Annotated in this window: 12 protein-coding genes; 4 read left to right on the top strand and 8 right to left on the bottom strand. The window is 69.8% G+C overall.

The features are described 5' to 3' along the window. Positions 1-27 precede the first annotated feature (27 nt). From ABD212_RS05075 to ABD212_RS05065, 3 genes are read left to right on the top strand one after another with little or no spacing between them, the layout of a single operon-like run. Positions 28-879 (top strand): Sir2 family NAD-dependent protein deacetylase, encoded by an 852-nt coding sequence (locus tag ABD212_RS05075; protein ID WP_344091855.1) that lies wholly within the window; start codon positions 28-30, stop codon positions 877-879. A 38-nt stretch (positions 880-917) separates the two neighbouring features. Beyond that, positions 918-1,523, top strand: a complete 606-nt coding sequence (locus ABD212_RS05070; protein ID WP_344091852.1) for a histidine phosphatase family protein — start codon at positions 918-920, stop codon at positions 1,521-1,523. Between the two features lie 10 nt (positions 1,524-1,533). Continuing rightward, positions 1,534-1,911, top strand: a complete 378-nt coding sequence (locus tag ABD212_RS05065) for an iron chaperone (protein ID WP_344091850.1) — start codon at positions 1,534-1,536, stop codon at positions 1,909-1,911. 734 nt (positions 1,912-2,645) lie between these two features. Here the strand turns inward: ABD212_RS05065 and ABD212_RS05060 are convergent. From ABD212_RS05060 to ABD212_RS05040, 5 genes are all read right to left on the bottom strand, one after another. Then, positions 2,646-3,467, bottom strand: coding sequence for an HpcH/HpaI aldolase/citrate lyase family protein (locus ABD212_RS05060; protein ID WP_344091848.1), 822 nt, complete (start codon positions 3,465-3,467; stop codon positions 2,646-2,648). Beyond that, a complete protein-coding gene (locus ABD212_RS05055) occupies positions 3,464-3,997 on the bottom strand; it encodes a MaoC family dehydratase (RefSeq protein WP_344091845.1) in 534 nt (177 codons plus the stop codon). Before ABD212_RS05055 ends, ABD212_RS05060 begins: the two co-directional genes overlap by 4 nt. Before the next feature lie 5 nt (positions 3,998-4,002). Next, the gene (locus ABD212_RS05050) at positions 4,003-5,154 is read right to left on the bottom strand and encodes an acyl-CoA dehydrogenase family protein (protein WP_344091842.1); all 1,152 of its coding nucleotides are present in this window, start codon (positions 5,152-5,154) and stop codon (positions 4,003-4,005) included. Positions 5,155-5,237: 83 nt separating this feature from the next. Then, positions 5,238-7,436: an acetyl/propionyl/methylcrotonyl-CoA carboxylase subunit alpha gene (locus tag ABD212_RS05045; protein ID WP_344091839.1), complete on the bottom strand. Its 2,199-nt coding sequence runs from the start codon at positions 7,434-7,436 to the stop codon at positions 5,238-5,240. A gap of 5 nt (positions 7,437-7,441) precedes the next feature. Continuing rightward, on the bottom strand, positions 7,442-9,118 hold the full coding sequence (locus tag ABD212_RS05040; protein ID WP_344091837.1) for a carboxyl transferase domain-containing protein: 1,677 nt from the start codon (positions 9,116-9,118) through the stop codon (positions 7,442-7,444). Positions 9,119-9,221: 103 nt separating this feature from the next. Here ABD212_RS05040 and ABD212_RS05035 point away from each other — a divergent pair, with 103 nt between their 5' ends. Then, on the top strand, positions 9,222-9,818 hold the full coding sequence (locus tag ABD212_RS05035) for an SACE_7040 family transcriptional regulator (protein WP_344091835.1): 597 nt from the start codon (positions 9,222-9,224) through the stop codon (positions 9,816-9,818). 196 nt (positions 9,819-10,014) lie between these two features. On the opposite strand, the gene ABD212_RS05030 is transcribed toward ABD212_RS05035, so the two are convergent. From ABD212_RS05030 to pdhA, 3 genes are read right to left on the bottom strand one after another with little or no spacing between them, the layout of a single operon-like run. Then, positions 10,015-11,478: a dihydrolipoamide acetyltransferase family protein gene (locus ABD212_RS05030; protein ID WP_344091833.1), complete on the bottom strand. Its 1,464-nt coding sequence runs from the start codon at positions 11,476-11,478 to the stop codon at positions 10,015-10,017. A gap of 46 nt (positions 11,479-11,524) precedes the next feature. Continuing rightward, the gene (locus tag ABD212_RS05025; protein ID WP_344091831.1) at positions 11,525-12,535 is read right to left on the bottom strand and encodes an alpha-ketoacid dehydrogenase subunit beta; all 1,011 of its coding nucleotides are present in this window, start codon (positions 12,533-12,535) and stop codon (positions 11,525-11,527) included. Then, positions 12,532-13,662: a pyruvate dehydrogenase (acetyl-transferring) E1 component subunit alpha gene (pdhA, locus tag ABD212_RS05020; RefSeq protein ID WP_344091829.1), complete on the bottom strand. Its 1,131-nt coding sequence runs from the start codon at positions 13,660-13,662 to the stop codon at positions 12,532-12,534. Before pdhA ends, ABD212_RS05025 begins: the two co-directional genes overlap by 4 nt. Positions 13,663-13,759: the final 97 nt, after the last annotated feature.

The following is a 13,759-nucleotide window of genomic DNA, read 5'->3' as shown; positions in this document are numbered from 1 at the left end:
CTACACTCGAGCCGAGGGGGTGATCGCGTGACCACCGTCACAGAGCTCGACGCCGCGGCGACCGATGCCGTGTCCGAGGCTGTCGCCGCCCTCTCGGGCCGCCGGATCGCCGTCCTCACCGGAGCCGGCGTCTCCACGGACTCCGGCATCCCCGACTATCGCGGGCAGGGCGCGCCGGCGCGCACCCCCATGACGGTCGACCAGTTCTTCGCGAGCGACGCAGCCCGGCGACGGTACTGGGTCGGCAGCCACCTCGGCTGGCGCGCCTTCGCCGCCGCCCAGCCCAACGGAGGCCATCTCGCAATCGCCGATCTCGAGACTCGCGGGATCGCCACGGGCGTCATCACGCAGAACGTCGACGGACTCCACGTGCGCGCCGGAAGTCGCCGCGTCGTCGAGCTGCACGGCACCATGCGCCGCGTCTTCTGCACGCACTGCGGTCAGGTCTTCGATCGCCGCGACCTCGCGGAGCGCGTCGAGTCCGACAACCCGTGGATCCGCATTCCCGAGAACATCGCGCTCGGACCCGATGGCGATGTGCGCCCCGAGACCACCGAGGGGTTCCGGGTTCCGGTGTGCACGGTATGCGGAGGGATGCTGAAGCCGGACGTCGTCTTCTTCGGCGAGTTCATCCCCGCAGCCAAGTTCCGCGACGCCGAGCAGCTCGTCCAGGGCAGCGAAGCCCTGGTGATCGCCGGCTCGTCGCTTGTCGTGAATTCCGGCATCCGGCTGCTCGAACGTGCCCGTCGCCGCCGCTTGCCGGTCGTGATCATCAATCGTGGCGCGACGCGCGCGGACGCCCGCGCGACCGTGAAGGTCGATGCCGGAACGAGCGAAGTGCTGGCAGTGCTCGGCGCCGCGCTCGTGCGACCGCTGTGAGCGGCCGGCGCGTCCCGGCCCGCGGTTAGGCTCGAACTGTGACCGTCCTGACTCTCATCCGACACGGCGAGACCGAATGGAATCGCACGCGCCGCATCCAGGGATCGACGGACATCCCGCTGAACGACATCGGCAGGCAGCAGGCACGGGATGCCGCGGCCGCCCTGCGGGCGCGGCTGGACGCCGATGCGCCGGTCGTCGTCGTCTCGAGCGACCTGTCGCGGGCGCGCGAGACCGCAGAGATCATCGCGGGCCAGCTCGAGGTACCCGTGTGGCGGCTGTACCCCGAGCTGCGCGAGCGGGCGTACGGCGAGGCCGAGGGTCTCGACGTCGATGAATTCCTCACTCGCTGGGGCGATTGGCACACCGCGGAGGTGCCGGGTGCAGAACCGTGGCCGCACCTGCGCATCCGCGGGCTTCGGGCGCTGCGTCATGTGGTGCGCGACGCCCGACGCGAGACGGCACCTGCTGCGGCATCCGTCATCGTCGTCACCCATGGCGCGATGATCCGCGAACTGATCCGGCACGCGACCGGCGGCGAGCTGCCGCTCACCGGTGAGCGGCTGGCCAATGGATCCGCGTACTCGATGCTCTACGAGCGGGAGCGACTGCGGCTGCTGTCCTACGCGGCAGCGACGGCCTAGGCTCGCCGTCATGGCGGCACCCGCGACGGTCGACGACTACATCGCCGGGTTCCCGCCGGACGTCGCCGAGCGGCTGCGGCGGATCCGCGAGATCATTCTCGCTGCGGTCGAGGCGGGAGGCGTCGACACTCCGGAGGAGAGGATCCGCTACGGCATCGCCGCCGTCATGCTCGGCGGGCGGAAGGCGATCCATTTCGCAGGGTGGAAGAAGCACGTCGGCCTCTATCCCGTGCCCCCTCTGCCTGAACCCCTCGAAGCAGAGATCGCGCCGTACCGGGCGGAGAAGGACTCCGCCGTGTTCCTTCACGCACAGCCGATGCCATATGGGCTGATCGGGCGGGTGGTTGCGGAGATCGTCCGTATGCGGGTGCCTGGGTCCGAGGGGTGAGCGAGTGGGTGGCCGAGGAAATTGTCCGTTTGCGGGGGCCTGGTTCGGCGGGCTGAGCAGGCAGGTTCCTTCGCTGTGATGCGGGCGTCGGTTGAGCGGTGCTGAGTCCGGCTTCTGTGTGGAGTCACCAGGGACTCCTGGTCCTGTGTCCGCGGAGCCGACGATGGACGCCAGCGCTCCTCGGGCGGCAAGCCCGACGAACACCGCATCCGCCAGGGGCCCGCTCCATGCGGGCGCCTGGCGGATCATCGTGGCGCGGATCCGGTCCCACGACGGCGCTGAGCATATGCATCGGGATGACCGGGCCCCTTGGCAGCGCGCGGCTCTCCGCATTCGAGACGGGGGATGCCTGTGGCCCGGGTGCGCCGAACCTCCTTCGCACTGCGAGGCACACCACTCCGAGCATTGGGCCGATCATCGCGGCCGAACGGATGTCGACCTCGGAGTGATGCTCCGCACTTTCCATCATCTGCGACTGCACAACCAAGGCTGGAAGATCACGCGCATCGATGGTGGGTTCTGGCTGTACCCACCTTCGCTCGAACGGGGCGGACCGGCTGGACCACCGACACGACTCCTCACCAAGTCGCCACGCCGATTCGAGGTCGCGTGAAGCATGGCCCCCTGCTCGCTGAAAGCAGGGAGCGGTGGCGTTCCGGGGGCACTACCGTCAACTTCCGAACGCGACCAGCCACACTACCGGCAACGTCCGAACGCGTCCAGACAGAGAACGGTCACAGTTCGGCGCGCTTGAGGAGTCCCCGCGCATGACGAAGCACCGGCTCGTCGACCATCCGCCCCTCGTACGTGAAAACGCCGCGTTCGTCCGCGGCGGCGGCCAGAACCGCGTGCGCCCACGCGACCGACTTCTCATCCGGCCGATACGCCTCTCGGATGACGGTCGCCTGGCTCGGGTGGATGCACGCCGTCGCAGCGAAACCGGATGCCGCGGCATCCATCGCCTCGATCGACAGCCGCTTCGTGTCGGCGATGTCCAGATGAACTGTGTCGATCGCGGCTTTGCCTCGCGAGCCCGCCGCCAGCAGGACCCGAGCGCGCGCCAGGCGTGCGACGTCGCGATAGCGCCCGTTCGGCTTGCGGCTCGATGTGCCGCCGAGGCTCGCCACGAGATCCTCAGCGCCCCACATGAGAGCGCTCACGTTCGCGAGGGCTGCGATCCGATCGGCCTGCCCGATCCCTTTGGCTGTCTCGCAGAGCGCCACCACCTCGAAGCGGCGGTCGATCTTCGAGAGGCGTTTGGCCGACTCCGACTTGGGAACCATGATCCGCCGGTAGTCGGTCTGTGACAGGGTCGCGAGGTCCGCGGTGTAGTCGGGCGTCCCAGGCGGGTTCACGCGCACGATCACGCGCGTCGGATCGAGCTCCGATTCGATGACCGAGCCGCGCGCGGCGGTCCTCGCGGTGGGCGCGACGGCGTCCTCGAGGTCGATGATGACTGCATCCGCCCGATCCAGCGCCTTCTGGAAGCGCTCCGGGCGGTCGGCCGGGCAGAACAGCAGCGCGGGGCCCAGGTCGAAACCCGTCCGTCCGGTCACGGCGCGCTCACAGGTGCGGGCGTAGCCACGGGTGCTGGCAGAGCGGCATCCGGAGCACACCACATCAGCGCGACCCGAGTCGCCGTCGCCACGACGTCGCCGTGCTGGTTGCGGCCGGTGTGGCGCATCGTGACGATCCCCTGCCCGGGCCTCGACGCCGATCGGCGCTTCTCGAGCACCTCGGTCTCGGTGTAGATCGTGTCGCCGTGGAAGAGCGGCGCCGGAAACGCGATGTCGCTCAGCCCGAGCTGCGCGACCAGGGTGCCCTGGGTCAGCTGCGCGACGGATGCCCCGACCATCGTCGCGAGGGTCCACATCGAGTTCATGAGCCGCTGCCCGAAGGGCTGCGACGCCGCGTAGGCGGCATCCAGGTGCAGCGCCTGCGTGTTCATCGTGAGTGACGAGAACAGCACGTTGTCGGCCTCCGTCGCCGTTCGGCCCGGTCGGTGTAGGTAACGCGCGCCGACCTCGAACTCCTCGAAGTAGAGGCCGCGCTGCAGGATGCCGTCTGGCCGGTCAGGTCCGTCCACGTGGGTCACGCTACTCCGAGCGCCCGCGCGATCACGAGAAGCTGCACCTCGGTCGTTCCCTCGCCGATCTCGAGGATCTTCGAATCGCGGTAGTGACGTGCGACCGGATACTCGTTCATGAACCCGTTGCCGCCGAAGATCTGGGTGGCGTCGCGGGAGTTGTCCATGGCGGCGTCGCTGGCTGTGAGCTTCGCGATGGCGGCCTGCTCCTTGAACGGCCTTTCCGCATCACGAAGGCGCGCCGCGTGATGCCAGGCGAGGCGCGAGTTGTGGACGCGCGCACGCATCCGGGCGAGCATGAACTGGATGCCCTGCCGGGTCGACAGCGCCTCGCCGAACACCGTGCGCTTCTTCGCGTAGTCGACGGCGGCCTCGAGACACCCCTCCGCGGCCCCGGTCGACAGGGCAGCGATCGCGATGCGGCCCTCGTCCAGGATGTGGAGGAAGTTCGCGAAGCCCCTGCCGCGGCGGCCCAGCAGATTCGCGTCGGGCACGCGCACGTCCTGGAAGGTCAGCGGATGCGTGTCGGACGCGTTCCAGCCGACCTTGTCGTACGGCGCCTCGACCGTGAACCCCGGCGTGCCATTGGGCACCATGATGGTCGAGATCTCCTTCCGGCCGTCGCTCTCGCCGGTCACGGCGGTGACCGTCACGAAGCGGGTGATGGCCGTGCCGGAGTTGGTGATGAACTGCTTCGAGCCGTTGATGACCCACTCGTCGCCGTCGAGCCGGGCGGTGGTGCGGGTGGCTCCGGCATCCGACCCCGCCTCCGGCTCGGTGAGCCCGAATCCCGCCAGCGCACGGCCGGCGAGGAGGTCGGGCAGCAGTTCCTGCTTCTGCGCCTCGGTCCCGAACCGGAAGACGGGGCTCGCACCGAGGCTGACCCCCGCCTCGAGGGTGATCGCGAGCGACTGGTCGACGCGCCCGAGCGCCTCGATGGCGAGACACAGTGCGAAGTAGTCGCCGCCCTGTCCGCCGTACTCCTCAGGGAACGGCAGTCCGAACAGCCCGAGGTCGCCCATCTGCGCGACGACGTCGAGCGGCAGCGTGTGGGTGCGGTCGGCCTCGTATGAACGGGGCGCGACGACCTCGTCGGCGAATTCGCGCACCATGGCGGCGAGCTCGCGCTCGTCTTCGGTCAGGTCGTAGGTGTCCATGGTGTCCTCGGGGGTCGGGATCGGTGGTCGGATGAGGTCGTGTCGGGGATCGGGATCGGTGGTCGGATGGGGTCGTGACGGGGTCAGGATCGGTGGTCGGATGAGGTCGTGACGGGATCAACTCCGCTGGTGGATCCCGCGGTCTCAGCCGCGTCGCGTTCGGATGCTTCACTGTCGCCGGGCGTGGCCACGACGTGCGCCAGTGCCTGGTCGCGGCGCACCTGCTCCCCCACGGCGACGTCGAGTGTCACGATGCCGTCGTGCGGCGCGACGACGGGATGCTCCATCTTCATGGCCTCGATCGTCACGATGCGGTCGCCCGCACGGACGGCCGCGCCATCCGATACATGTACGGCGACGACCGCTCCGGGCATCGGCGCGTGCAGCTGCGGATCGGTGGCTGCGGATTCCCGCTCCCGCGCGGCCAGACGGGCGTCCATCGCCTCGCGCCGGGTCAGCGGCCGGAGCGTGGTGGTCGCGCCGTCCGCATGAACCCACAGCAGGCCGTCTGCCGAGGCGCGGACCATCGCGCCATCAGGCGTCGCGCCGTCGTCAGCCCCGTCTCCGACAGAGCGGGAGGACAGGTCGGGTACGGACGCCACCGACGCGATCTCGCCGTCCGCAGTCTCGAACCACTGCGAAACGGGCACCGCATGCGAGCCCGCGCGCCACCCCGAGGCTGTCGCCCAGAGCTCGCTCGCTCCTCGCTGGGGAACCACTCCCGTGATGAGACCCCGCGCATCGCCCGACATCTCAGCCGGACGATGGTTTCTCACGAAGGATGCCGCGGCGGCGAGGGCTGGCTCCGAGGGCCGCGCCCCGACGAACGCCGGCATCCGGTCGATGAGCCCCGTGTCGAGATCGCCGGCGACCACCGCGGGGATGGCGAGCAGGCCGCGCAGGAACGCGATGTTCGTGTCGACGCCGAGCACCACCGTCTCGGCCAGAGCTTCATCGAGCCGGGTCAGCGCCTCGGCGCGATCGGCTCCCCACGCGATCACCTTCGCGATCATCGGGTCGTAGTCGGCGGTGATGACCGAGCCTGTCTCGACCGCGGCATCCGTGCGGACGTCGGGACGTTCGCCGTCCTGCGAAGACGCCGCCCGCCACTCCAGCACATCGCCGGTCGCCGGAAGGAACCCGCGTTCGGGACTCTCGGCGTATACGCGCGCCTCGATCGCGTGCCCGACGAGGCGGACGCCGTCCTGAGCGAGCGCCAGCCGCTCCCCTGCGGCGACCAGCAGCTGCTGCTCGACCAGGTCGACCCCGGTGACGAGCTCGGTCACCGGGTGCTCGACCTGCAGCCGCGTGTTCATCTCGATGAAGAAGAATTCGTCCGGACGGTCGGCGGCCACGAGGAACTCCACGGTTCCCGCGCCGCGGTAGTCCACGCTGGCGGCCGCGGCACACGCCGCCGCGCCGATCCGGGCGCGCGTGGCGGCGTCGACGACGGACGACGGCGCCTCTTCGACCACCTTCTGGTGCCGCCGCTGAAGCGTGCACTCGCGCTCGCCGAGATGGATGACGGTGCCGTACGTGTCAGCGAGCACCTGCACCTCGATGTGCCGCGGGCGCTCGATGAGCCGCTCGAGGAGCAGCGTGTCGTCGCCGAACGCGGCGGCGGCGACGCGCCGAGCCGTGGCGAGCGCCTCCGTCAGCTCCCCGGGAGCGCGCACGATCTGCATGCCCTTGCCTCCGCCGCCGGCTGACGGCTTGACCAGGAGCGGGTAGCCCGCCTCGGATGCCGCGACGGCGATCTCGGCATCCGACATGCCCTTCGCGCTGAAGCCGGGCACAGTCGGCACATCGTGGGCGGCGACATGCGCCTTCGCCCGGATCTTGTCGGCCATGACGTCGAGCGCGCGCTCGCCCGGGCCGATGAAGACGATGCCCGCGTCGGCGCAGGCCCGCGCGAAGGCGGCGTTCTCGGACAGGAACCCGTACCCGGGATGGATCGCCTGCGCGCCCGTCTCCCGCGCGGCCGCGAGCACCGCATCGATGTCAAGATACGAACGGGATGCCGCGGCCGGCCCGATCCGTGCCGCCAGGTCCGCCTCGCGCACGTGAGGAGCGTCGGCGTCGGCGTCGCTGTAGACGGCGACGGAGCGGATGCCGAGCCGGCGGAGGGTGCGGATGACGCGGCGTGCGATCTCGCCGCGATTAGCCACGAGGACCGTGTCGAAACCTCCGACGGGCTCGGCAGCCGGCGCCACGGACTCACGGACCGGTGCCACGGCCTCGCCGACCGGTGCCACGGACTCAGGGAAGGGGATCGAGGCCATCGGGGTCACATCCGGAAGACGCCGAAGCGCGGCTCGGGCAGGGGCGTGCGGGAGACGACATCCAGTGCCAGTCCGAGCAGGTCCCGAGTGTCGGCCGGATCGACGACGCCGTCGTCCCAGAGCCGCGCTGTCGCGTAGTACGGGCTGCCCTGCTGTTCGTACTGGGCGCGGATCGGCGCTTCGAATTCGGCCTGGGCCTCCGCGGTCCACGCTTCGCCGCGGGCTTCGAGCTGGTCGCGTTTGACGGTCGAGAGCACGGATGCCGCCTGCGGACCGCCCATGACCGAGATCCGGCTCGCAGGCCACGTCCACAGGAATCGCGGCGAGTACGCGCGGCCGCACATCGAGTAGTTGCCGGCGCCGAAGGATCCGCCGATCACCACCGTCAGCTTGGGCACCCGGGTGGTGGCCACCGCCGTGACCATCTTGGCGCCGTCTCGCGCGATGCCGCCCGCTTCGGCATCCCGTCCCACCATGAAACCCGAGATGTTCTGCAGGAACAGCAACGGGATGCCGCGCTGGTCGCACAGCTCGATGAAGTGCGCGCCCTTCTGCGCCGACTCCGAGAAGAGCACGCCGTTGTTGGCGATGATGCCCACAGGGTGGCCGTGGAGCCTGGCGAACCCTGTGACGAGGGTCTCGCCATACAACGCCTTGAACTCGTGGAACTCGCTGGCGTCGACGAGCCGCGCGATCACCTCGTGGACGTCGTACGGCTGGTTCACGTCGACGGGCACGACGCCGTAGAGGTCGGACGGGTCGACGGCGGGCGCGACCGTGGGCAGCACCTCCCATCCCGGTGCGAGCGGCGGCGGGAGCGTCGCGACGATCTCGCGCACGATCTCGAGGGCATGCTCGTCGTCTTCTGCGAGGTGGTCGACGACTCCGGAGCGCCGGGCGTGGAGGTCGCCGCCGCCGAGTTCCTCCGCCGTCACGACCTCGCCGATGGCTGCCTTCACGAGTGGGGGTCCGCCCAGGAAGATCGTGCCCTGATTCCGCACGATCACGGTCTCATCGCTCATCGCGGGCACATAGGCGCCGCCCGCGGTGCATGAACCGAGCACGGCCGCGATCTGCGGGACGCCGGCGGCCGACATCCGTGCCTGATTGTAGAAGATGCGTCCGAAGTTGTCGCGATCCGGAAAGACCTCGTCCTGCATCGGCAAGAAGGCGCCCCCCGAGTCGACGAGATAGATGCAGGGCAGCCGGTTCTCTAGCGCGATCTCCTGCGCGCGCAGGTGCTTCTTCACCGTGAGCGGATAGTACGTGCCGCCCTTGACGGTCGCGTCGTTGCACACGACCATGACGTGCCGCCCCTGCACCAGGCCGATGCCGGCGATCACGCCCGCGCCGGGGGCTTCGCCGCCGTAGAGGCCTTCGGCGGCCAACGGCGCGATCTCGATGAAGGGGCTCCCCTCGTCGAGCAGGCGCGTCACACGGTCGCGCGGCAGCAGCTTTCCGCGTGAGACGTGGCGTTCGCGTGAGCGGACGGGTCCACCGAGGGATGCCGCGGCCAGCCGCTCCCGCAGTTCGGCGACGAGCGTCGCCTGGGCATCGCGAGTGCGCTCGAATCGGTCGTCGTGGGCCACGACGCTGTGCAGCCGTCGCAGCACGGGACGCCGGACGAGGCGGTCGCTCGAAAGGAGGTCGTCGCGCAGGTCGCCGGCCGTGGGCGTGCTCATGTCATCTCCGTCGACGTCACGATCGGGTCACGTCTGTTGTCTCGCCGCGATCGATTGGTTAGGGTTCACTAACTGGAGTCTAGGTTAGCGAGGATTAACTGAGATGACAAGCGGTGTCACCGAACGCGATCGTGCGAAAGCCGATCGGCAGGCGGCCATCCTGCACGAGGCTGCAAGGCTCTTCGCCGAGCGCGGCTACAGCGGCGTGAGCCTCGAGGATCTCGGAGCGGCTGTCGGAGTGAGCGGCCCCGCCGTCTACCGGCACTTCGAGAACAAGCAGGCGCTGCTCGGCGCGATCCTGATCGGCGTGAGCGCGCGGCTGCGCGCCGGCGGTCGCGCCGTCGTCGACGAAGGCGGAGATCCGCAGGATCGGCTGCGCGCGATCATCGCCTTCCACGTCGATTTCGCCCTCAGCGACGCCGATGTGATCCGCGTGCAGGATCGCGACCTCGCCAGTCTGCGCGAGGAGGATCGCCACACCGTGCGGCGGCTCCAGCGGGAGTACGTGGAACTGTGGATCGGCATCCTCTCGGACCTCCTCCCGACGCACGGCGAGAGCGAGCTTCGGGTGCGTGCGCATGCGTGCTTCGGGCTCATCAACTCGACTCCGTACAGCTCGCGCGGCCTGCGGGGCGCTCCTGCAGACAGCACCGTGCGGGGCATCCTCGAATCGATGGCGTTCGCCGCGCTGACCTCCTGAGGGGCTCGGGTCGTGTCCTGACCTGGCCGGAAGATGCCTTCCACGCCTCGACTTCGCAGGGCTTCATCACGAACCGGGCGGTGGCGGGCACGACAAGTGGCTGGATCCCGCACCCCCTACGATCTTCACCCGGCTCGAAGAGGCCGACATCTCGTGGACTGTTCTCGGTGGTCGACGAGGCGCCCCTGCGCCGCGATCAGCGCAGCAGCATCGCCCGGCCGGGTTCGCGCAGGATGTCGGCGACGTCCACGAGGAACTTCGATCCCTGCTCGCCGTCGACGAGCCGGTGATCGAAGGACAGAGCGAGGGTCATGACGTCGCGCAGCGCGATCTCACCGCGGTGCTCCCAAGGCTGACGGCGAACGGCACCCAGGGCGAGGATGCCCGCCTCACCCGGATTGATGATCGGGGTGCCGGCATCCACGCCGAAGACGCCGACGTTCGTGATCGAGAACGTGCCGCCCATCATCTGGGCAGGCGCCGTCTTTCCCGCGCGTGCCGTCTCGGCCAACCCGCGGATCGCGTCGGCCAGCTCGACGAGCGTCAGCTCCTGCGCGTCCCGGATGTTGGGGACCACGAGTCCGCGGCCGGTCGCGGCGGCGATGCCCAGGTTGACGTAGTGGTGCTCGACGATCTCGCCGGCCGCGTCATCCCACCGCGAATTCAGTCCCGGATGCCGCGCCAGCGCCAGGCACACGGCCTTCGCGGCGACCGCCATGATGCCGATCTTGTGGTCCTGAAGGCCCCGGTCGCTCTTCAGCGAGGCGATCAGCTCGGTCGTCCCGGTGATGTCGACTGTCACGAACGTCGTGACGTGCGGCGCGGTGAAGGCGCTGCGCACCATGGCCTCGGCGGTGAGCTTGCGCACGCCCCGGATCGGTGTGCGGGTGGTCCGCTCCCCCGGCGTCTGCGGCCGCGAGGCCTCGAGCACGTCCACGTCCATGACGGACGATGCGGGGGCGCCGCCGTTCGACGCTCCTGAGACCGGCGCCGCGCCGACGCGGCGCGCATAGGCCTCGACATCGCCTCGCATGATGAGTCCCGCATCACCCGTCGCCTCGACGAGCGCGAGGTCGACACCCAGCTGCTTCGCCAGCATGCGCACCGGCGGAGTCGAGCGCGGGCGCTCCACCGGCTGCTCGACGACGGCCGAGACGCCGTGAAGTGCGTCGTGCGGGGCGGCCTCGAGAACGGCTGTGTCGGATGCCGCGGGCCGAGAGCCCACCGAGCGCGAACGTCGTTGCGGCCGAGCGGCACCGCGGGGTGCCGCCCCGTAGCCGACGAGGTTGGGCTGGGCCTTCTCCTCAGGCTCGGCGGGAGACTCGGCCGGAGCGTCCGCGGCAGGCGCCGAGGCATCCGGCGCAGCGGCCGCCGCCGGCTCGCCGGCCTGGGGCGCGAGCCCGCTGTCGGCCGCATCGGCACCCTCGACGTCGTATGAGATGAGCACCGAGCCGACGGCGACGACGTCTCCGGCCGCCGCGTGCAGCGTCTTGACGGTGCCCGCGTAAGGCGAGGGGAGCTCGACGACGGCCTTGGCCGTCTCGACCTCGGCGATCGTCTGGTTGAGGGTGACGGTGTCGCCCTCGTTCACCATCCACTGGACGAGTTCGGCCTCGGGAAGTCCCTCACCGAGGTCGGGGAGCGCGAAGTCCTGGATCACAGCACCGCTCCGTTCCAGGCCGCTCCGCGGCCGTCGTGATCGTTTCTCACAGCTCGACTCCGGTCAGCGAGTTCGGCCGGTCGAGCACGCGGTCGACGGCGTCCAGGATCCGGTCCAGGTCCGGCAGGTGGTGCTTCTCGAGCTTCGCGGGCGGGTATGGGATGTCGTGGCCCGTGACGCGCGCCGGCGCGGCCTCGAGGTAGTTGAAGCACCGCTCGGTGACGCTCGCGATGAGCTCGGCCCCGACACCGGCCTCGCGTGCGGCCTCGTGCGTGACGACGACGCGTCCGGTCTTGCGCACGGAGGCCGTCACGGTGCGATAGTCCACCGGCGAGATCGACCGCAGATCGATGACCTCGATCGACACGCCCTCGTCCTCGGCGGCGGTCGCGGCATCCAGTGCCGTCGTCACCTGCGCGCCGTACGTCAGCAGCGTGACGTCGGTTCCCTCGCGCGCGACCCGCGCAAGGCCCATCGGCGGCGCGTCGGCCAGGTCGACGTCGAGGTCGACCTCCCCCTTCGTGTGGTACAGCCGCTTGGGCTCGAAGTAGACGACCGGATCGTTCGAGGCGATCGCCTGGCGGAGCATGACGTACGCGTCCTGCGGATTCGAGACGGCGACGACGCGCAGTCCCGAGGTGTGCACGAAATAAGCCTCGGGCGACTCGGAGTGGTGCTCGGCGGCACCCACGCCACCGGCCCACGGGATGCGGATCGTGATCGGCATCGTGACGTTTCCGCGCGTGCGGTAGTGCAGCTTCGCAACCTGGCACACGATCTGATCGAACGCGGGGTACACGAAGCCGTCGAACTGGATCTCGACGACCGGCCGATAGCCCCGGAACGCGAGCCCGACGGCCGTGCCCATGATCCCCGACTCGGCGAGCGGCGTGTCGATCACGCGCTGCGCGCCGAACTCGGACTGCAGGCCGTCCGTGATGCGGAACACCCCGCCGAGCTTGCCGATGTCCTCACCCATGATGAGCACTTTGGGGTCGTCGGCCATGGCACGACGGAGCCCTTCATTGATGGACTTCGCCATCGTCAGCTGCGTCATCGGCCCGTCTCCTGACCCGCGAAGCCGTCGAGGTACGCCGCGAACCAGGCGCGCTCCTCTTCGAGGCCGGAGTGCGGCTCGGCGTAGACGTGGTCGAGCACCTCGATCGGCTGGCGCGAGGTCGCGCCGAGAGTGGCGGCGCGGACCGCGGCACCGAGACGGTCCGCGTCGGCGGCGACCTCGGCCGCGAAGGCGTCGTCGAACGCGCCCTCGGCCCGCAGCAGCGCCTCGACCCGGGTGATCGGGTCGCGCCGGCGCCAGCGCTCGACCTCGTCCTTGTCGCGGTAGCGGGTCGGGTCGTCCGACGTCGTGTGAGGGCCCATGCGGTAGGTCACGGCCTCGATGAATGCCGGCCCGTTGCCGCGGCGCGCGTTGTCGAGCGCCCAGCGCATCGCCGCGAGGCACGCGAGGACGTCGTTCCCGTCCACGCGCATGCTCGGGATGCCGAAGCCCGGCGCCCGCCCGGCGATCGGGAACTTCGCCTGCACCGACACGGGCTCGGAGATCGCCCACTGGTTGTTCGTGCAGACGAAGACGACCGGAGAGCGGAACGACGATGCGAAGATCATTGCCTCGTTGACGTCGCCCTGGCTCGAGGCGCCGTCGCCGAAGTAGGCGGCCGCGACCTGGTCGGTGCCGTCGATCTGGATGCCCATCGCGTACCCGACCGCGTGGAGCGACTGGGCGCCGATGATGATCTGCGGCGTCGCGGTGTTGATGTCGTAGGGGTTGTTCGTGGAGTGCTCTTCACCGCGCCACGCGATCACGAAGTCGGCGGGCTTCGCGCCGCGCACGTAGTTCACGCCGATCTCGCGGTAGCTCGGGAACACGAAGTCGTCCGCGCGGAAGGCGCGTGCGGTCCCCACCTGGGCGGCCTCCTGCCCCTGGCAGGGCGCCCACAGGCCGAGCTGTCCCTGCCGCTGCAGGGCGACGCCCTCGGTGTCGATGCGGCGCACCAGCACCATGTCGCGATAGAGGCTCCGAAGGACGGCGGAATCGACATCCGCCACCCATCTCTCGAGGTCGGGATCCGAGATCCGCTCGCCGTCCGGACTCAGCAGCCGGGCGACATCGTCGATGTCGGTCGCGACATCGGCCGTGGGGTTCATGGTGTGCGTCATCGTCATCACTCCTCGACCTGCCCTCGTGAGGCGGGTCAACGTGGATCGCCGGCGGCGTCGCCGACACCTCAAGAATACGTCCACATCGCACCTAGCTCAACCA

Origin of the sequence: Microbacterium deminutum (assembly GCF_039530205.1) — a bacterium.
Lineage (GTDB): Bacteria > Actinomycetota > Actinomycetes > Actinomycetales > Microbacteriaceae > Microbacterium > Microbacterium deminutum.
Note: the sequence above shows the minus strand (reverse complement) of the source record. Positions and strands in the feature narration are given on the sequence as shown.

Coding starts and splice junctions, on each gene's coding strand:
- ABD212_RS05065 (WP_344091850.1), top strand. CDS start 1,534: ATGGCGGCACCCGCGACGGTCGACGACTACATCGCCGGGTTCCCGCCG.
- ABD212_RS05050 (WP_344091842.1), bottom strand. CDS start 5,154: ATGGACACCTACGACCTGACCGAAGACGAGCGCGAGCTCGCCGCCATG.
- ABD212_RS05045 (WP_344091839.1), bottom strand. CDS start 7,436: ATGGCCTCGATCCCCTTCCCTGAGTCCGTGGCACCGGTCGGCGAGGCC.
- ABD212_RS05040 (WP_344091837.1), bottom strand. CDS start 9,118: ATGAGCACGCCCACGGCCGGCGACCTGCGCGACGACCTCCTTTCGAGC.
- ABD212_RS05035 (WP_344091835.1), top strand. CDS start 9,222: ATGACAAGCGGTGTCACCGAACGCGATCGTGCGAAAGCCGATCGGCAG.
- ABD212_RS05025 (WP_344091831.1), bottom strand. CDS start 12,535: ATGACGCAGCTGACGATGGCGAAGTCCATCAATGAAGGGCTCCGTCGT.
- pdhA (WP_344091829.1), bottom strand. CDS start 13,662: ATGACGATGACGCACACCATGAACCCCACGGCCGATGTCGCGACCGAC.